The organism is Bacillus sp. B.PNR1, from assembly GCF_030386235.1.
In the GTDB taxonomy this organism is placed as follows: Bacteria; Bacillota; Bacilli; order Bacillales; family Bacillaceae; genus Bacillus; species Bacillus stercoris.
The window spans coordinates 49,702-68,134 of sequence record NZ_JANYMN010000001.1; the positions used below are offsets into that span (position 1 = coordinate 49,702).

General features: G+C 42.7%; 21 protein-coding genes. 16 read left to right on the plus strand and 5 right to left on the minus strand.

Features of this window, described 5'->3' with window-relative positions; genetic code table 11:
• Window positions 1-10: 10 nt before the first annotated feature.
• Window positions 11-526 (minus strand): gamma carbonic anhydrase, encoded by a 516-nt coding sequence (locus tag NZD81_RS00335; RefSeq protein WP_040082055.1) that lies wholly within the window; start codon window positions 524-526, stop codon window positions 11-13.
• Window positions 527-574: 48 nt separating this feature from the next.
• Here NZD81_RS00335 and ytpA point away from each other — a divergent pair, with 48 nt between their 5' ends.
• Both ytpA and tbcS read left to right on the plus strand, forming a co-directional pair.
• Complete coding sequence (ytpA, locus tag NZD81_RS00340; RefSeq protein ID WP_014665077.1) at window positions 575-1,354, plus strand: phospholipase YtpA; 780 nt, start codon at window positions 575-577, stop codon at window positions 1,352-1,354.
• A gap of 20 nt (window positions 1,355-1,374) precedes the next feature.
• Entirely contained in the window at window positions 1,375-2,478 is a 1,104-nt protein-coding gene (gene tbcS, locus NZD81_RS00345) for a tetraprenyl-beta-curcumene synthase (RefSeq protein WP_040082058.1), read from the plus strand.
• On the opposite strand, the gene mnmM is transcribed toward tbcS, so the two are convergent.
• Both mnmM and mnmL read right to left on the minus strand, forming a co-directional pair.
• Entirely contained in the window at window positions 2,468-3,052 is a 585-nt protein-coding gene (gene mnmM / locus NZD81_RS00350) for a tRNA 5-(aminomethyl)-2-thiouridylate-methyltransferase MnmM (RefSeq protein ID WP_069840176.1), read from the minus strand. The genes tbcS and mnmM overlap by 11 nt on opposite strands.
• A complete protein-coding gene (mnmL, locus tag NZD81_RS00355; protein ID WP_069840175.1) occupies window positions 3,049-4,014 on the minus strand; it encodes a tRNA modification radical SAM protein MnmL/YtqA in 966 nt (321 codons plus the stop codon). Before mnmL ends, mnmM begins: the two co-directional genes overlap by 4 nt.
• Before the next feature lie 164 nt (window positions 4,015-4,178).
• On the opposite strand from mnmL, the gene NZD81_RS00360 reads away from it, so the two are divergent.
• From NZD81_RS00360 to bceB, 12 genes are all read left to right on the plus strand, one after another.
• The gene (locus tag NZD81_RS00360; RefSeq protein ID WP_014665073.1) at window positions 4,179-4,451 is read left to right on the plus strand and encodes a YtzC family protein; all 273 of its coding nucleotides are present in this window, start codon (window positions 4,179-4,181) and stop codon (window positions 4,449-4,451) included.
• A gap of 154 nt (window positions 4,452-4,605) precedes the next feature.
• Window positions 4,606-4,743 carry a hypothetical protein gene (locus NZD81_RS00365; protein WP_003229119.1) on the plus strand — a complete coding sequence of 46 codons (138 nt, stop codon included), beginning with the start codon at window positions 4,606-4,608 and terminating at the stop codon, window positions 4,741-4,743.
• Window positions 4,744-4,776: 33 nt separating this feature from the next.
• Complete coding sequence (ytrA, locus tag NZD81_RS00370; RefSeq protein WP_014665072.1) at window positions 4,777-5,166, plus strand: GntR family transcriptional regulator YtrA; 390 nt, start codon at window positions 4,777-4,779, stop codon at window positions 5,164-5,166.
• Window positions 5,163-6,041 carry an ABC transporter ATP-binding protein YtrB gene (gene ytrB, locus NZD81_RS00375; RefSeq protein ID WP_014665071.1) on the plus strand — a complete coding sequence of 293 codons (879 nt, stop codon included), beginning with the start codon at window positions 5,163-5,165 and terminating at the stop codon, window positions 6,039-6,041. Before ytrA ends, ytrB begins: the two co-directional genes overlap by 4 nt.
• The gene (ytrC, locus tag NZD81_RS00380; protein WP_134975909.1) at window positions 6,035-7,018 is read left to right on the plus strand and encodes an ABC transporter permease YtrC; all 984 of its coding nucleotides are present in this window, start codon (window positions 6,035-6,037) and stop codon (window positions 7,016-7,018) included. Before ytrB ends, ytrC begins: the two co-directional genes overlap by 7 nt.
• Before the next feature lie 29 nt (window positions 7,019-7,047).
• Window positions 7,048-8,025: an ABC transporter permease YtrD gene (gene ytrD / locus NZD81_RS00385; protein WP_134975910.1), complete on the plus strand. Its 978-nt coding sequence runs from the start codon at window positions 7,048-7,050 to the stop codon at window positions 8,023-8,025.
• Between the two features lie 14 nt (window positions 8,026-8,039).
• A complete protein-coding gene (gene ytrE, locus NZD81_RS00390; protein ID WP_134975911.1) occupies window positions 8,040-8,735 on the plus strand; it encodes an ABC transporter ATP-binding protein YtrE in 696 nt (231 codons plus the stop codon).
• Window positions 8,725-10,035: an ABC transporter permease YtrF gene (gene ytrF / locus NZD81_RS00395; RefSeq protein ID WP_040082062.1), complete on the plus strand. Its 1,311-nt coding sequence runs from the start codon at window positions 8,725-8,727 to the stop codon at window positions 10,033-10,035. Before ytrE ends, ytrF begins: the two co-directional genes overlap by 11 nt.
• Window positions 10,036-10,131: 96 nt before the next feature.
• Window positions 10,132-10,827, plus strand: coding sequence for a two-component response regulator BceR (bceR, locus tag NZD81_RS00400; protein ID WP_040082064.1), 696 nt, complete (start codon window positions 10,132-10,134; stop codon window positions 10,825-10,827).
• Window positions 10,820-11,824: a two-component sensor histidine kinase BceS gene (gene bceS, locus NZD81_RS00405; protein ID WP_282373159.1), complete on the plus strand. Its 1,005-nt coding sequence runs from the start codon at window positions 10,820-10,822 to the stop codon at window positions 11,822-11,824. Before bceR ends, bceS begins: the two co-directional genes overlap by 8 nt.
• A gap of 101 nt (window positions 11,825-11,925) precedes the next feature.
• A complete protein-coding gene (gene bceA, locus NZD81_RS00410; RefSeq protein WP_014665065.1) occupies window positions 11,926-12,687 on the plus strand; it encodes a bacitracin ABC transporter ATP-binding protein BceA in 762 nt (253 codons plus the stop codon).
• On the plus strand, window positions 12,677-14,617 hold the full coding sequence (bceB, locus tag NZD81_RS00415; RefSeq protein WP_147772395.1) for a bacitracin ABC transporter permease BceB: 1,941 nt from the start codon (window positions 12,677-12,679) through the stop codon (window positions 14,615-14,617). The genes bceA and bceB overlap by 11 nt, the downstream gene beginning before the upstream one ends.
• Before the next feature lie 36 nt (window positions 14,618-14,653).
• Here bceB and NZD81_RS00420 read toward each other — a convergent pair whose 3' ends face one another.
• Window positions 14,654-15,400, minus strand: a complete 747-nt coding sequence (locus NZD81_RS00420) for an LMBR1 domain-containing protein (protein ID WP_282373157.1) — start codon at window positions 15,398-15,400, stop codon at window positions 14,654-14,656.
• Between the two features lie 188 nt (window positions 15,401-15,588).
• Between NZD81_RS00420 and NZD81_RS00425 the strand changes: the two genes are divergently transcribed.
• Window positions 15,589-16,782, plus strand: a complete 1,194-nt coding sequence (locus NZD81_RS00425; RefSeq protein WP_147772393.1) for an MDR family MFS transporter — start codon at window positions 15,589-15,591, stop codon at window positions 16,780-16,782.
• 32 nt (window positions 16,783-16,814) lie between these two features.
• Here NZD81_RS00425 and ytvA read toward each other — a convergent pair whose 3' ends face one another.
• Window positions 16,815-17,600 (minus strand): YtvA family blue-light photoreceptor, encoded by a 786-nt coding sequence (gene ytvA, locus NZD81_RS00430; protein ID WP_282373156.1) that lies wholly within the window; start codon window positions 17,598-17,600, stop codon window positions 16,815-16,817.
• A 403-nt stretch (window positions 17,601-18,003) separates the two neighbouring features.
• Between ytvA and NZD81_RS00435 the strand changes: the two genes are divergently transcribed.
• The gene (locus NZD81_RS00435; protein ID WP_003223352.1) at window positions 18,004-18,339 is read left to right on the plus strand and encodes a DUF4257 domain-containing protein; all 336 of its coding nucleotides are present in this window, start codon (window positions 18,004-18,006) and stop codon (window positions 18,337-18,339) included.
• Window positions 18,340-18,433: the final 94 nt, after the last annotated feature.

Here is an 18,433-nt window from a genome sequence, read left to right on the forward strand (position 1 = left end):
GAAGCAGGTCTTATGTTTGTTGAAGTGATTTATAATATTGGCCCTTTTCTACATATTCTGACCGTATTCTTTGCATATCTTTTCGATCTTCTTCCGTCAAAGGGCGGATGACTTTTGCAGGGCGGCCGAAGGCGAGATGGCCAGGCGGAATAATTTTTCCGGGCGGGACCAGACTGCCGGCACCAATAAAGGCGCCTTCGCCAATTTCGGCTCCGTCTAAAATGATTGAGCCCATGCCGATTAAGGCGTTCTTGCGGATGACAGCGCTGTGAAGTGTAACCTGATGGCCTATCGTGGCGTCATCTTCAATGAGCAGCGTCTTGTTCGGGCTTTGGTGGAGGCAGCTCAAATCTTGGATATTGACTCTGTTTCCGATTCTGGTCGGCGCAACATCTCCCCTTATGACAACAGAAAACCAAACGCTGGACTGTTCTCCGATCACAACATCACCGGTAATTGTTGCATTGTCAGCTATAAAGGCTGTTGGGTGGATATCTGGCATGTGTTCCTTATAAGGGTAGATCATAAGATTCATCCTTCTTTCTCTATTTAAATTTCGTATGAGGTGAAGAGCATGTGGACCTGGAAAGCAGACAGACCTGTTGCAGTGGTTGTAATCATTCACGGGGCAAGTGAATATCATGGACGATATAAATGGCTGATTGAAATGTGGCGATCTTCGGGTTATCACGTTGTCATGGGCGATTTGCCTGGACAGGGAACAACGACAAGGGCAAGAGGGCATATTCGCTCTTTTCAAGAATACATTGATGAAGTAGATGCTTGGATAGATAAAGCGCGAACCTTTGATCTGCCGGTTTTTCTTTTAGGTCACAGCATGGGCGGTCTGGTCGCGATTGAATGGTTTAAACAACAAAGAAATCCCCGCATTACGGGAATTATTTTATCATCACCGTGTCTCGGACTGCAAATTAAAGTCAATAAAGCGCTTGACCTTGCATCAAGAGGCCTGAATGTTATCGCTCCGTCGCTTAAGGTTGATTCGGGATTATCAATTGATATGGCGACGCGCAATGAGGACGTCATCGAGGCTGACCAAAATGATTCGTTATACGTCAGGAAAGTTTCTGTCAGATGGTACAGAGAGCTTTTAAAGACAATTGAGTCAGCGATGGTGCCGACAGATGCTTTTTTGAAAGTGCCGCTTCTTGTGATGCAGGCCGGTGATGACAAGCTTGTTGATAAAACGATGGTCATCAAATGGTTTAATGGCGTTGCTTCTCATAATAAAGCGTACAGAGAGTGGGAAGGGCTTTATCATGAGATCTTTAATGAACCCGAAAGAGAAGATGTCTTTAAAGCAGCAAGAGCGTTTACTGATCAATATATTTGAACTAGTTGGGGGTGCATGTGTTGACAGTACCGGAACATCCTTTTGGATTGATGGCAAAGGTATATCGAGATATTTTTCCGCTCGTTCATCAAGAGCTGGACATATGGAAGCAAAAATCAGAATCGATTCATAACAGTGAGTTAAAAGCGCAGGCAACCGCAAGTATTCGAGACAAAACGTTTCACTGTGAAGGCGGCGGAATACTGGCTTTATTGTCAGGCAGCCAAAAACAGAAATGTGTCGAGTTTATCATCGCGTATCAAACGATTAGTGATTATTTGGACAATCTGTGTGACCGCAGCACCTCACTTGACCCGCAGGACTTTCGGATGCTCCATGCCTCAATGCAGGACGCACTGACAGTGGGGGCTGAACTGCAAAACTATTATCAATTCAGAGAAGAACAGGATGACAGCGGATATTTGCATGAACTGGTTAAAACGTGCCAGCGTGTTCTCGGCTCCATTGAGCACTATGACATGATTAAACCTTATCTGCTTGAACTGTGCGGCTATTATTGCGATTTGCAGGTGCATAAGCATGTCATTGAGCATGAACGTGTTCCGCGGCTTGAAAAGTGGTTTACTCAATATGAATCAGAACTCCCTGAGATGGAGTGGTATGAATTTTCAGCCTGTGCAGGTTCAACATTAGGCATTTTCTGTCTAGTTGCGTATTCGTTCCAGCCTGATTTCACAGAAAGCACCGCTAAAAAAATCCGCGACAGTTATTTTCCTTACATACAGGGTCTTCATATTCTGCTTGATTATTTGATTGATCAAGAGGAGGACTTGCTGGAAGGAGACTTGAATTTCTGCTCGTATTATCAGTCTCATGAAGAGATGATGAATCGGCTTGAACACTTTATCCATAAAGCCGACGAGCATTTACAAGGCATTCCGCATGAAAACTTCCATCGTTTAATCAATCGAGGCTTGCTTGGCGTTTATTTGTCGGATGATAAAGTGGCAGGCCAAAAGGAAATGGGCCGGCTCGCAAGGAAGCTGATCAAAGCCAGCGGAAAAACTTCCTTTTTCTTTTATATCAACGGCAGAGCCTACCGGAAATTTCAAAAAATGTCCTGGATGAAAAACTCAAAGAAAAAAGCTCAAATCATTTGCTGATCTGAGCTTTTTTTTCGATGGCGACAATAAATGGCGGGTCATTTTGCTGATTGATAAATCCGTATGTTAATACACGGGCTGTTTGCTGGTCCAAGTCCCGGCAAAACTCAAGCACATCATTTTTTTCCGCTTTGCCTTCCGGGTGGCCGTGATAGACGACGAGAACGATCAGGCCTTCGTCTTTCATGATGCTGAGAAGCTGTTCAATTGCTTTGATCGTTGAACTGCCGTTTGTTGTAATTGATTTGTCCCCGCCCGGCAAATAACCGAGGTTAAATACCGCGGCCGCCACTTTGCCATGTGTTTCAGGCGGAAGGGATTCAGCGATTTTGTCATGGCTTTTGTGAAATAATGTTGTTCGCGCTTGATAAGTCTCACCGAGCCGTTCCTGTGTATTGGCCACGGCTGATTCTTGAATGTCAAAAGCGTACACGTGGCCGTTTTGACCGACAAGCTCCGCTAAAAACTGTGTATCATGTCCGTTGCCCATCGTTGCATCTACAACGATATCTCCTTCTCCCGCGGCCATTTTCAGCAGTTCTTTGCTGTAAGGAAGAATTTTCTTCAATATCATAGCGCTGATTCCTCCTCAAGCCGCTGAAAGAACTTTCCTTGATAGCTGCCTCGATTTTCCAGTTCTTTATTAATGGCGCCAAGCACTTCCCATTTGTTGACGCTCCACATTGGCCCGATCATCAACTCAATCGGTCCATCACCTGTAATGCGGTGGACGATCATTTCCGGCGGAATGATCTCAAGCTGATCGCAGACGAGCTGCACATAATCATCTTGAGAAAGGAATTCCAGCTTTCCCTTTTCATATTGCTTGACCATCGGCGTGCCTTTCAGTAGGTGAAGCAGATGGATTTTAATGCCTTGGACGTCCAAATCTGCGACGGCCTTTGCCGTTTCCATCATCATGTCCCGGTCTTCCAAAGGCAGTCCGTTGATAATATGTGAGCAGACACGTATGCCGTGTTTTCTTAATTTATTGACGCCTTCCACATAGCAGTTAAAATCATGTGCGCGGTTGATCAGAAGTGCAGTCCGTTCATGAACCGTTTGAAGCCCAAGCTCCACCCACAAATACGTGCGTTCATTCAGCTCTGCCAAGTAGTCCACGACATCATCAGGCAGACAGTCCGGGCGTGTGGCGATCGAAATGCCGACCACATCATCTAAGGCGAGGACAGATTCGAATTTCTCACGAAGCACCTCAACCGGGGCGTGAGTGTTTGTGAAAGCCTGAAAATAAGCGATGTATTTGCCGTCCTTCCATTTTTCGTGCATGCGGTTTTTGATGTCATGGAATTGCGTTATTAAATCATCGGCCCGGTTCCCGGCGAAATCACCGGAGCCTGCTGCGCTGCAAAAAGTACAGCCTCCGTGGGCAACGGTGCCGTCTCGGTTTGGACAGTCAAAGCCGCCGTCAAGCGCCACTTTAAACACCTTATGGCCGAAATGATCTCTAAGATGATAATTCAATGTATGATAGCGTTTTTCCGTATTTGAATAAGGAAAAGGATTGTTCTGCATTACAATTCATGTGCCTCCTTGCGTACGATTGCATCCTAAAATTGTAGCACGCATTTCACAAGAGAACAAATGAATATCGACCATAAATTACTTTATTGAACAAAGTCAGATGAGGCTACAATAAGAATGATGGATGACTTCCATTACCAAGAGGAGGGGTTACTGTGGCAACAAGACAATCAGTAGATGAACATCTCCAGCAATGTATGCAGGCGTATGATTATGCTGAAGAACAGCTGAAAATCGCTTCTAAACAAGAGCATTATAATGATCAAGAATATAGTGATGCGCAAATGCAGCTTGAAGATGCGGTAAATGCCTTGAATAAGCTATGGCTGTCGTCAAATGATCAGCAGAGAGAACAGCTGTACAGAATGAGGCTTCAGCTTCAGGCTTTGCAAAATAATATGATCCTGCAGCACCCTCTTGATGTGTAGGAAACGGACCCTTTTCATAAGGGTCCGTTTTTTTGTAAAAAAAGGATTGACTTTAAGTGCCAAAGTATTTATTGTATTAAGTGTACTAATTGAAGTAATACACTATAGACACTGATATAACACCATTTATATATTGAAATTAAGGGAGGCAGTTATGAAACATAAAAAACGAAACAAACGTAACGTGCCGATGCTGATTGCGGCATCTGTGATCGCTTGTTCTTTTTTTCTTGTTCTCGTGATGATCGGTTTTGAATGGCAAAAAAGTATCATTGACCATTTTTATCTGTAAAAGGTTCAGATCGTATAGAAAGTAGGGAAGTAAATGATTCAAATCGATCCAAGAAGCTCAACACCCATTTACGAACAAATTATTCAGCAAATGAAAGAGCTTTGTTTGAAAGGGATCATGAAGCCTGGTGATAAGCTTCCTTCTGTCAGAGAATTGGCGACGATCATTATTGCGAATCCGAACACTGTCAGCAAAGCGTACAAAGAGCTTGAACGAGAGGGGATTATTGAAACGCTGCGGGGCAGAGGAACCTATATATCGGAGAATGCAAAAACGACACTGGTTGAAGGGAAGATGACGATGATTAAAGAGCAACTCAAACAGCTCATCATCGATGCACACTATGCAGGGGTTGAGCTGGAAAAACTGCAAGAATGGATAAAGGAAATCAGCGCTGATGTGAAGGGAGGCAAAGAAAAATGATTGAACTGCGGCAGCTGTCAAAAACGATTGACGGCAATCAAGTGTTAAAAGATGTTTCATTAACAATCGAAAAAGGAGAAATCTTCGGATTGCTTGGACGCAATGGATCAGGAAAAACGACGATGCTCCGCTTAATCCAGCAAATCATTTTCGCAGACAGCGGGACAATTTTATTTGACGGCGTAGAAATCAAAAAGCATCCGAAGGTCAAACAAAATATCATCTACATGCCTGTTCAAAATCCGTTTTACGATAAGTATACATACAAGCAGTTAGTCGATATTTTGAGAAGAATCTATCCGAAATTTGATGTCACGTACGCGAATGAGCTGATGAACAGATACGAAATTCCGGAAACGAAAAAATATCGCGAACTGTCGACGGGCTTAAAAAAACAGCTATCGCTCGTTCTGTCGTTTGCGGCGAGACCGGCGCTAATTCTTCTGGATGAGCCGACGGACGGAATAGACGCGGTGACAAGGCATGATGTGCTGCAGCTGATGGTCGATGAAGTGGCAGAGCGTGATACGAGCATCCTGATCACTTCCCACCGGCTTGAGGACATAGAGCGGATGTGCAACCGAATTGGTTTTCTCGAAGATAACAGGCTGACAAATGTAATGGATCTTGATGAATTAAAAGAAGAATACATCAAAATTCAAATGGCGTTTGATACAGATGTCAATTTGGCCATCAGAGAGAAAAACATTCCGATGCTCGATCAGGCCGGTGTGTTTTACACGGTGCTGATCCCGAAAAGCGATGAGGAGAAAAAGAGCTTTTTGAGAGAGCTGAAGCCAAAAGTGTGGAACGAGCTTCCTGTCAACTTGGAAGAAGTGTTCATTGCGAAGTTTGGAGGGAAGCGGAGATGGTAGACCGAGGTCTCCTCTATCGAGAGTGGAAGCAGAATCAAGTGGTGATTTTGCTGAGTATTGTGTTTTTAGTGCTGGCAAATCCGCTCTCTATTGTGAATACGTATTTGTCTTATCAAGGATGTCTTGATCACCAATACACGCAATATTGTAATTTTATTGTGAATTATAAAAGTAATCTGATGGATATCAACTGGATGCCGGGTGTCATATTGGCGGTCTGTCTCCTGGGAATGGAACGTTCAAAAGGCACGATGGATTTTATTTTAAGCCTTCCATATAACAGAAGCCAAATTTTTCAGACGAAATTTTGGTTAGGCGGTTTTGTGATTGTGGTTTCACAATTAATTGGCTTTTTATTTGCGTGGCTGCTGATTCTTGTCTATAACCCTGAACACGTCTACTTTTTTGAGCACAGCAGTGTTGGAGTAATCGTGATTAGCTTTATGGCTTACTCACTGGTAATGGCCGCCGGAGCGTTAACTGGAAATGCTTTTTCCCAGCTATTAACTGCACTTTCTGCCGGGGTATTGCCGTATTTAATCCTTGCATTGCCGCTTACCAATTTGGAAATTGTTTTTGATTTTCATATATATGAGATTTTCTCTTCGATGGAATCTTATTATGGATTGGAAAATGCTCTCATGTATTTATTTCCCCTTGTTTATGTTTCGAATGACTGGCTTACCAACAGTAAATATATTTTATTCATTCCGGCTGCCATGAGCATTCTGTTTTACTTGATTGGCTATATAAGCTTTAAAAAGCATCCAAGTGAGCGAAACGGATACTTTTTCCTTTGGAAGAGATTAGACCGTCCGGTACAAATTTTGGTTATCATTTTTGGCATTCTTGGATTTGGTTTGTTTGGATATTCTGCCGGACATTCCATTATTGGCTATATTTTTGGGATGATTATTGGAGCTGTAGTTGGATTCTTTGTGAGCTACTTCTCTATATTTAAGAAAACAAAATTGTAAGAAATGCCTTAGGTTTGGAGGGAAGTGAGTTGCCGGATTCCGGACTGTTTTATAAAGAGTGGAAGCAAAATAAAGTCGCCTTAATCATCAGTATTTTGGTTTTTATATTGGGTAATCCCTTATCAATTATAAATATGTATCTCATCTATCAAGGCTGTGTCACCTCAAAAGAAAATTGGGTCGGCCCCTGCGTATTCAGTGTTGATTATTTAAACGGCACATTTATCTCATTTTTTTGGATTTGGGGAGTCGTTTTAGCGGTCAGCCAGCTTGGGATTGAACGTAGCAAGAGCTTCTTTGATTTTACATTAAGCCTTCCATATACACGAGGGCAGATATTTCATGCGAAGTTCCTTACCGGCGGAATGGTCATTGTGGTGCCGCAGCTCATAGGTTATATTTTGTCTGTTTTGCTGATCATGCTTTTGAAGCCAGATCAGGCCGTTTATTTTCACAATTACAGCCTTGGGATGATCATTGTCAGCATGCTGGCTTATTCGCTTGTTATGGCGGGTGGAGCTCTGACAGGCAATATTTTTGCCCAGCTTTTGGTCTCATTTACCGTGGCCATTTCGCCATTTTTGCTCATCAGCCTGCCTGCGATCAACCTTGAGATCCTTTTTGGCGGATCAATAGATTTTATCCATGGTCCAGTACCCAAATGGGTGCAGTATTTCATTCCGATAATCTATGTAGACGCGAAATGGGCTGAGAATTCACCATATTATTTAGTGATTCCGGCTATCATGACTATCATCTTCTACATCATCGGCTATATTTGTTTTGTCAAACTATCTAATGAAAGAAACGGGTACTTCTTCTTGTGGAAGCCGCTTGACCGTCCGGTGCAGATCATCGTTATTATCATAGGAATCATGGGCTTTGGGTACTTTGGATTTTCCGCCAGCGAGAGCTTTACAGGCTATCTCATTGGCATGGCTGCCGGCGCGGTAATCGGTTTCTTGATTAGTTATTTTGCGATTTATAAAAAAACAAAACTTTTGTAAGGGAGAGAGAACATATGATAGATGTTCAGCATATCGACCATTCTTTCACGATCGGAAAAAAGGGCCGTGAGAATGAAGTTCCAGTATTGAAGGATGTTTCATTACGTGTGGCGAAAGGGGAAATCGCCTGTATTGTCGGGCGAAGCGGATCAGGGAAATCAACGCTTCTGAATTTGATTTCCGGCTACATATCGCTGACAAAAGGGCGGATTGTCATTAATGGCACTGATGTTACGGGGTTTAATGAAAAGGAATGGGCGCAATTTCGACTTGACCATTTCGGGTTTATTTTCCAAAGCTTTCAGCTCATCCCGGGTTTAACGACGTATGAGAATGTTGAAATGCCGTTGGCATTAAAAGGAATCAAGCCCTCTGAGCGGAAGCAAAAGGTGCAGGACATGCTGAAACGCGTCGGTCTGGAAAATCACGCCGCTCATTATCCGAATGAACTGTCAGGCGGCCAGCAGCAGCGTGTCAGTATTGCTCGAGCGTTGATTTTAAATCCTTCGATTATCTTAGCGGATGAGCCGACGGGAAGCCTTGATTCGGAAACGGAACATGAAGTGCTGGAATTGATCCAGCAGCTGAATCGCGAGCGTGGCATTACATTTGTGATCATTACTCACGATGATGAAGTCGCTTCTATCGGACATTCAAAATTTCAGCTCCATGATGGTGTGCTAAAAGGGGGAATTACCGTTGAGGTTTAAGGATCAGGTTCATTTTATCAGAAGAAATATGAAGAAAAACAGGCTTCGCGTCTTTATGACGATACTTGCGACCACAATGGCGTGTGCGTTTTTGGTTGTGCTGTCGTCGGTTGGATTTGGGATTCAAAAGACAATTACAGATATGACAATGAGCCAGCAGATTGTAACGAAAGTCAGTGTAATGGGCAAGGAAGGAAACAAGCCTATTAAAAAAGCTGATTTAGAGAAGTACGATCACGTAAGGTCAGTTGTCGAAAGAACGCAAGTATATGAACCAAACAAAGCTACTTTAGGCAATCGCACAAATGAAAGCTCAAATCTCATTTTTACTAATATGAATGATGAATTAAAGGCCAATATGGAATTGGAAAAGGGAAGAGTCGCAAAGTCGGAAAATGAAATCGTAGTAGGATACGACTTCGCAAAGAGATTATTGACGAAAAAAGAATCGGAAGAATATAACAAAAAAATCGAAGAGGCAAAAGGCAATCCAGAAGATATAAAAGAACCAAAAGGCTATACGAAAGACATTCTGAACAAGACGATTGAACTAAGTGTATCGAAGACAGATCCTAAAACAGGCGATGTTACAAAAACAAAAACATATGACTTTAAAATTGTCGGTATTACAAAAAAACCATCTCAAGACTGGATGGAGGACTCAAACATTTTCATCAGTGATCAATTCAAAAAGGATTTTTCGGAATTCTTAGATTTTAAAGGCGGGAACGTTGAAACTAACATTGGCGTTTTTGCTGATAAATTTGAGAACGTGGAACAGCTGACAAAGGATCTAACAGATGACGGATACTATGTCACATCAGTGACTACCGAACTTGAGGGAGCCAACACCTTCTTCATGGTCTTCAAAATCGGACTGATCTTTGTCGGATGTATCGCAGTTATTATTTCAGCGATCGGCATTTTTAATACGATGACGATGGCGGTGACAGAGAGAACGCAGGAGATTGGCATTATGAAAGCAATTGGGGCGAGTCCGTCTATCATTCGCCGAATGTTCCTGATGGAAAGCGCATATATCGGGATTTTAGGCTGTGTGATTGGAATTATCATTTCCTACGGCGTGAGCTACCTTGTCAACCTGGCCGTTCCGATGATTCTCGCAGCGACAAGCGGAAGCGATGCGGGCGATTTGAATTACACATTCTCCTACATCCCGGCGAGCCTTGTGATCATTGCCGTTGTGATTTGCGGAGGGGTCGCAGTCATTTCCGGAATGAATCCGGCTAGAAAAGCAACCAAAACCAACGTGCTGACAGCGTTGAGAAGAGAATTATAATGCAAACGAGCCGGCTGAGACAGCCGGCTTTCTCTATAGCGCATGATGGCGTTTTGCTATACACTTGATAAAAAAGGAAAAAGTGCGGTGAGTCGATTGTTTAAACTTTTGCTGATTGAAGATGATGAATCGCTGTTTCAGGAAATCAAGGATCGTTTAACGGGATGGTCCTATGATGTATACGGCATTCAGGATTTCAGTCAGGTGCTGCAGGAATTTGCGGCGGTTAATCCTGATTGTGTCATTATTGATGTACAGCTGCCTAAATTTGACGGCTTTCATTGGTGCCGGCTGATCCGCTCCCGGTCAAATGTTCCGATTCTCTTTTTATCCTCCAGGGATCATCCTGCAGATATGGTGATGTCCATGCAGCTCGGGGCCGATGACTTTATTCAAAAGCCGTTTCATTTTGATGTGCTGATCGCGAAAATCCAAGCGATGTTCCGGCGTGTGCACCATTATAATACGGAGCCGGGCGCGATTAAAACGTGGTGCGGCGCTGCTGTAGACGCGGAGCAGAATCTCGTCAGCAATGACAAAGGATCTGTTGAGCTGACCAAAAATGAAATGTTCATTCTTAAACAATTAATAGAGCAAAAAAACAAGATCGTCAGCCGGGAAGAGCTGATCAGAAGCTTGTGGAACGATGAGCGTTTTGTAAGTGATAATACGCTGACCGTCAATGTCAATCGCCTGCGAAAAAAACTGGACGCCCTACAGCTTGGCGTATATATCGAGACAAAGGTGGGCCAGGGCTACATCGCGAAGGAAGAGGATCAGTTCTATGATTAAAGCATTCCTAACTGAAAGACGAAGCTGGATTGCAGCGTTTTTGTTTCAGCAGGCTTTAATGCTGGTCGTAGCTTTTGTTGATCCTTTCATATCATTTGGAAATGTGCTTTATATGGAGTATTTGTGCATCTTGTTTTTTGTTATATTCCTTTGGTTCCGCTATCGGAAAGAAACCGCGTTTTATAAAAGCCTGAAAACATGGGAAAACAATCTCGATGTGACTGCCATAAATGAACCGGAAACGCCATTTGAAGCAATCGTTGACAGAAGCATTACCGGGCAAACGAAACACTTGAAGCAGACTGCAACACAGCATCGCTTAGCATTGGAAAATGAAAAAGATGAACTGATGGCATGGATTCATGAGGTCAAAACCCCATTAACAGCAATGCATTTAATCATTGACAGAATGGAAGAAAAAGCTTTGAAATCCCAGCTGTCATATGAATGGCTGCGTATTCACCTGCTTCTTGATCAACAGCTTCATCAAAAACGCATTTCATTTATTGAAAACGATCTGTCTGTAGAATTTATTCAGCTTCAGCCTTTGATTTTCAAGGAAATCAAAGATTTACAATCGTGGTGTATCCAAAAAGGGGTCGGTTTTGACATACAGCTTGAGGCTGAAGAAGTGCTGAGTGATGCAAAATGGCTGGCGTTTATCATCAGGCAGCTGCTGACAAATGCGGTGAAATATAGCGAAGCCTCTGAAATTGAGATCAAAAGCTTTCAAAAAGGGGAACAGACGCAGCTCCAAGTGAAAGACTGTGGCAGGGGCATTGACCCAAAGGATGTACCGCGTATTTTTGATAAAGGGTTTACATCCACAACAGATCACCATAATCAAGCGTCCACTGGCATGGGGCTGTACTTGGTGAAAAAAGCAGCGGCGCCGTTATTGATTCATGTTGATGTTGAGTCGGAGCTCGGTGCGGGGACAGTTTTTACATTAACCTTTCCGAAACGGAATCAATTTGAACGGGTCATAAGCGTGTGACGAAAATGTCACATGCTTTTCTTTTTTGTTCGCCGTATCGAAGGAAAAGCCCGGCATTCCTTTTTATAATGAGATTATCCAATATAAAGGAGACTGCATAAATGATGATTTTAGAAGCGAATAAAATTCGAAAAAGTTATGGAAACAAGCTGAATAAACAGGAAGTGCTGAAGGGCATCGATCTTCACATTGAAAAGGGCGAATTCGTCAGTATTATGGGTGCTTCCGGGTCGGGAAAAACCACTTTGCTTAATGTACTGTCCTCAATCGATCAGGTCAGTCACGGAACCATTCATATTAATGGAAATGACATGACGGCTATGAAGGAAAAGCAGCTGGCTGAATTCAGAAAACAGCATTTAGGCTTTATCTTTCAGGATTACAATTTGTTAGACACATTGACAGTGAAAGAAAATATCCTTCTGCCATTATCAATCACGAAACTGTCAAAAAAGGAAGCCAATCGTAAGTTTGAGGAAGTTGCAAAGGAACTGGGAATATATGAATTAAGGGATAAGTACCCGAATGAAATTTCCGGCGGCCAGAAGCAGAGAACATCCGCCGGAAGAGCGTTTATTCATGACCCGAGTATTATTTTTGCTGATGAACCGACGGGTGCGCTCGATTCGAAATCGGCCTCCGATTTATTAAACAAGCTGAGTCAGCTCAACCAAAAACGCCACGCCACGATTATTATGGTCACCCATGATCCTGTCGCGGCCAGCTACTGCGGCAGAGTCATTTTTATTAAGGACGGGCAAATGTATACACAGCTGAATAAAGGGGGCCAGGACAGGCAAACGTTTTTCCAGGATATTATGAAAACGCAAGGCGTGTTAGGCGGGGTGCAGCATGAACATTAATCAGCTCATCCTGCGAAATTTGAAAAAGAATCTCCGGAATTACTATTTGTATGTGTTTGCGCTCATCTTTAGTGTGGCGCTTTATTTCGCCTTTGTCACGCTGCAGTATGATCCAGCAATTAACGAAGTGAAGGGTTCAATCAAGGGAGCCGCGGCTATTAAAACCGCTTCGATTTTGCTTGTGGCTGTAGTGGCGATCTTCATTTTATATGCCAATACGATTTTTATTAAGAGACGGAGCAAAGAAATCGGGCTGTTTCAATTAATTGGAATGACAAAGCATAAAATTTTTCGCATCTTAAGCGCAGAAAATGTCATGCTGTATTTCGGTTCATTAGCGATCGGGGTCGCGGCCGGGTTTTCGATATCGAAGCTGGTCTTGATGATTCTGTTCAAAATTGTCGATGTCAAAGCGGATGCGAAGCTGCATTTTTCTGAGCAGGCCTTGGTCCAAACGGTCATTGTGTTCTGCGGCATTTACCTTTTGATTATGATCATGAATTATACGTTTATCAAAAAACAGAGTATTTTATCTTTGTTTAAAGTAACGTCCTCCACTGAAGACAAAGTGAAGAAAATATCATTTTTCCAAATGATAATCGGCGCTTTAGGCATCGTGCTGATTTTGACAGGATACTATGTGTCTTCTGAGCTGTTTGGCGGAAAATTCAAGAGCATTAATGAACTGTTTGGTGCGATGAGCTTTATTCTGGGGAGCGTCATTATCGGGACGTTTTTGTTTTATAAAGGTTCGGTTACATTTATCTCGAACATCATTCGAAAAAGCAAGGGCGGCTACTTAAATATTTCTGAGGTCCTGTCACTGTCATCGATCATGTTCAGAATGAAATCGAACGCTTTGCTGCTGACGATTATTACAACCGTTTCAGCGCTCGCGATCGGGCTGTTATCTCTTGCTTACATCTCGTATTACTCGTCAGAAAAGACCGCTGAACAAAATGTAGCGGCTGATTTTTCATTCATGAACGAGAAAGATGCCAAGTTATTTGAAAACAGTTTGAGTGAAAGCAACATCTCGTTTGTAAAAAAAGTCACCCCTGTCCTGCAAGCAAATGTTGACATTGCAAATATCATGGATGGAACTCCGAAAGAGATGCAGGGTGATCCTAGCAACATGCAGCTTGCTGTTGTTAGCGACAAAGATGTAAAAGGAGTCGATGTGGCGTCTGGAGAAGCCGTTTTCTCAGGATACACCGACTTGCTGAAAAAAATAATGGTTTTCAAGGACTCTGGTGTTATTAAAGTGAAAAGCAAGCATGAGACGGAACCATTAAAATATAAAGGATTAAGAGAAGAGTTTCTTGTGTCCTACACGTTTACAAGCGGGGGCATGCCTGCCGTCATTGTGGATGACAGCCTGTTTCAACAGCTGGATAAGGATAAAGACCCCCGCATTCAGCTGGCGCAATCTAGATTTATTGGCATCAATGTGAAACATAAAGATCAAATGGAAAAAGCGAATGAACTTTTTCAACAGGTAAACAAGAAAAACGAGCATTTATCAAGACTGGATACAAGCATTGCGCAAAAATCACTGTTTGGTATCGTGATGTTCATCGTTGGCTTCTTAGGGTTAACGTTCCTGATCACATCAGGATGTATCCTTTATTTTAAACAAATGGGAGAAAGTGAAGATGAAAAACCGAGCTATACAATTTTAAGAAAACTCGGCTTTACGCAAGGCGACCTGATAAAGGGGATACGCATTAAACAAATGTACAACTTCGGCATTCCGCTGGTTGTCGGCCTCTTCCACAGTTACTTTGCCGTCCAATCCGGCTGGTTCTTATTTGGATCAGAGGTGTGGACGCCTATGATTATGGTGATGGTATTATATACTGCGCTCTATTCCATTTTTGGTTTTCTGTCAGTTCTTTATTATAAGAAGGTCATTAAATCGTCGTTGTGAAACAGAAAAAGCTCCAGACATTCTGGAGCTTTTTGTTTATCGTTTTGGCGCCCGGTAACCGGCGGCTTTAGCCTCTTCAACTGAGCAAAACATTTCCGCCGGATCGGTTGTCCGGTCATAGTATGTACTGCCTGGCGTGTGGTAGATGCCGTTTTTGCTTCCTTTGATATGACAGCCTTCTGCTTTGTCAGCTGTCTTGGTTTCATCACTTTTATTCGTATTGCTTGAAGAACCTCCAGCGTCTTCATGAGAACTGGCAGTTTGGCTATTTGCCTCTTTTAATTGCTTTTCAAGCTTTGTTTTATCTTGTCGGAGTGTTTCATTTTCAGCCTTTACCGTTTTTGTATCTTCTTTGAGCTGCTTTTGATTTTCTTGAAGCTCTTTCAACTCAGTTTTTAATGATTTCTGAGTCTTTTTTAGTTCGCGATTTTCTTTTTCAAGCTTCTCAAGCTTGTCTTGATCATCTGTATTGTCCTTTAATCTCTTTGCTTCAGAGCTGACAGATTTATATTCTTTCTCAAGTTCCTCATGCTCTTTTGTGAGACTTTTATATTCGGCGTTTAGCGCTGAATATTTTTTCTCAGCATTTGCTGCGGCAGCATCAGGTTCTGACAAGCCTGCCCCGGTGAAGAGCAGCACCAGGCCCCCTATCAAAAGCGGCCAAAAAAGTTTTTTAGAGAAACGTTTTTCTTTTTTTAAAACATATCTGGCGAGGTGATACAATCCGTAGCTAAGCGAAATGAGACATGCAAGAAAACCTAAGAATGCTAATACCATTTCCATATTATTACCCCTTTTTCTATTTATTTTACATTTTTCGAACCATATTTGTTAGATTTTTTCACGCTCATCAGTTGAAAAATGTGAGATAGACAGATAGAATGAATGTGCTATGATAACTGGATTCATACGGAGCCGTTTTAGGTTTCGTTTTTTTCATGAGCTTTTTTAGGGAAGAAAGGGGGATGAGTATGCCGCGTGCTCTTAAAATATTAGTTATTGGAATGTTTATCAATGTGACGGGTGCTTCTTTTTTATGGCCGCTGAATACGATTTATATCCATAACCATTTGGGAAAATCGTTAACAGTAGCCGGACTTGTCCTGATGCTGAATTCCGGCGCCAGTGTAGCTGGAAATTTATGCGGCGGTTTTTTGTTTGATAAAATTGGCGGCTTTAAATCGATTATGCTTGGGATTGCGATTACGTTAGCAAGCCTGATGGGCCTTGTCTTTTTTCATGATTGGCCGGCCTATATTGTGCTGCTGACGATTGTGGGCTTTGGCTCCGGTGTTGTTTTTCCGGCTAGCTACGCAATGGCAGGATCGGTATGGCCTGAAGGGGGAAGGAAGGCATTTAATGCGATATACGTCGCGCAAAACGCAGGTGTGGCCGTCGGTTCAGCGCTTGGCGGTGCCGTTGCATCTTTCTCGTTTTCATATGTATTTTTGGCGAATGCCGTATTGTATCTGGTCTTTTTCTTTATCGTATATTTCGGATTTCGAAATATTCAGACGGGAGATGCGTCCCAAACATCTGTGCTTGATTATGATGCTGTGAACAGCAAAGCAAAATTTGCCGCGCTCATCATTTTAAGCGGAGGCTATGTACTCGGATGGCTGGCTTATTCTCAGTGGTCCACCACAATTGCTTCGTACACACAAAGCATTGGAATCTCTCTTTCCTTATACAGTGTGCTCTGGACGGTTAACGGAATTCTCATTGTGCTTGGCCAGCCGCTTGTCGGTTTTGTGGTGAAAAGATTGGCCGAGTCGCTAAAAGCGCAAATGGTCATCGGCTTTATCATTTTTATTGTGTCTTTCAGCATGTTGCTGACAGCAAAGCAATTTCCAATGTTTCTGGCTGCGATGGTGATCCTGACGATCGGAGAAATGCTTGTTTGGCCTGCAGTGCCGACGATTGCCAATCAGCTTGCCCCTAAAGGGAAAGAAGGCTTTTATCAAGGCTTTGTCAACAGTGCGGCGACTGGCGGCAGAATGATTGGCCCTCTGTTCGGAGGAGTGCTTGTCGACCATTACGGCATTAAGGCTCTTGTTTTATCTCTGTTGGTATTGCTGCTGATCAGTATTGCCACAACGCTTTTATATGACAAACGGTTAAAATCAGCTAAAGAAACAAAAAAGCAGGCATCAATCTCTTCATAAATAAAAGATCCCGCCGGATGAGCGGGATCTTTTTACATAATCGGAAGCACTTTAACGGCATCCTTTACATTTGAATATGTCTTCAGCGACGAAAAATTGGCATCCAGTTTATTCATTTTCATGGCCAATTCAGGCTTAATGCCGGTAATGATTAACTCAGTTCCGGTCAATTTCAGCAGATGGCTCAGCTTGAAAATTTGGTCGGCCGTTTGTTCGTTCACTTGGGCCAATCCAGATAAATCAATGATCAAATAATCATCTTTGGATGTTGATAAGATATTCGTCAATGTGCAAACGATGGAATTAAATCGCTCCTCTGTCAGGTTTCCGACTAGCGGAAGAGCCGAAATGCCATTGCGAATCGGGACAATAGGAGTTGAAAGTGCAGTAATTTCTGTGAGGGAATCCTCGAGAAGTTTTTCATACTCTTTTTGCTCGGTGATATCTTTCTGAATTCCGACAAAATACGTTTTGTCCTCTATTTCCATTGGATCAATATTTAATTCATTCCAGAACATCGTTCCGTCTTTTTTATAGTTTTGGATCTGAACGGTGACTGGCTCTTTATTTTGTAAAGCGGTTTTGATGTTGTCTACTTCAGCGGGGTTTGTGTGTTTCCCCTGTAAGAAACGGCAGTTCTTTCCTAAAATTTCCTCGGCCTCATAGCCGGTGATTTGAACAAAGCCTTGATTGACGTAGACAATAGGATTATCTTCAAGTGCGGGATCTGTAATTACCACACCGACTCGCGCGTGATCAAGCGCTTTTTTGATGATTTCCAGCTGTTCTGGTATCCCAAATGATTGAAAACTAGCCATATAAATCCCCCTTAGGCCGTCAGCTTGCTATGCGAAAGCCTGATATTCCCCTTTTTTTAAATGAATTCTACAGTAACCCTAGCACAACACATGTTCTGATTCAAGCAAGCGCAGTTTGTTGTTTGTCATTAGGGCTTGTCCTCGTATACACTAAAAATAAGAACAGAATATGAACATATGAACGGAAAGGTTTTGACATGCTAAATAGGTAACTAGGTCAATGTCACTGGGTGAAAAATGAATCCAATGCATCAAGCTTACCGATCATGTGTTCACATATAATGGAAGAAACAAGCTTTTTTCAGATTTGCCGGTATGTAGATATCGTAAATCATCGGAATCGTTTAAGGGGGCTGGATGGCCTGAAGTCGCTTTACGAAATAAGGGCTTTAGGAAGGTGATGATGAAGATGCTGCATCAGGTACTTATTGCTTGTGTAATTGGAGGAATCATGGGGATTCTCGGTCACGTTAAAAAGAGAGGCAGGCTGGAGAAGCCCAGAATGACGAAGCGGTTTATCTACCTTGGATTTTTGGAAGATTGGTTTATCGGAATGACAGCTTCCATTTTACTTGTACTATCCGCTGACCCCGATTCAGGAATTCAACTTGTCATCTTATCCATTATCTCAGGCTACGGCGGTGAAGCTGTTCTCAGAAGTTTTGACTTTGTGAGAGAAATGAACAGCGGAGGCGAACCGGCCGAGTCCAAACGTCAAACCAAAACTCCACCCGAATAATTGTCCTCAATCTTCGCCCGTTCAGGGTACATTCCCATTGTATACAAACCTGCTTGCACTTATGAACAGAATTCTATAAAATACAGTTAGATTA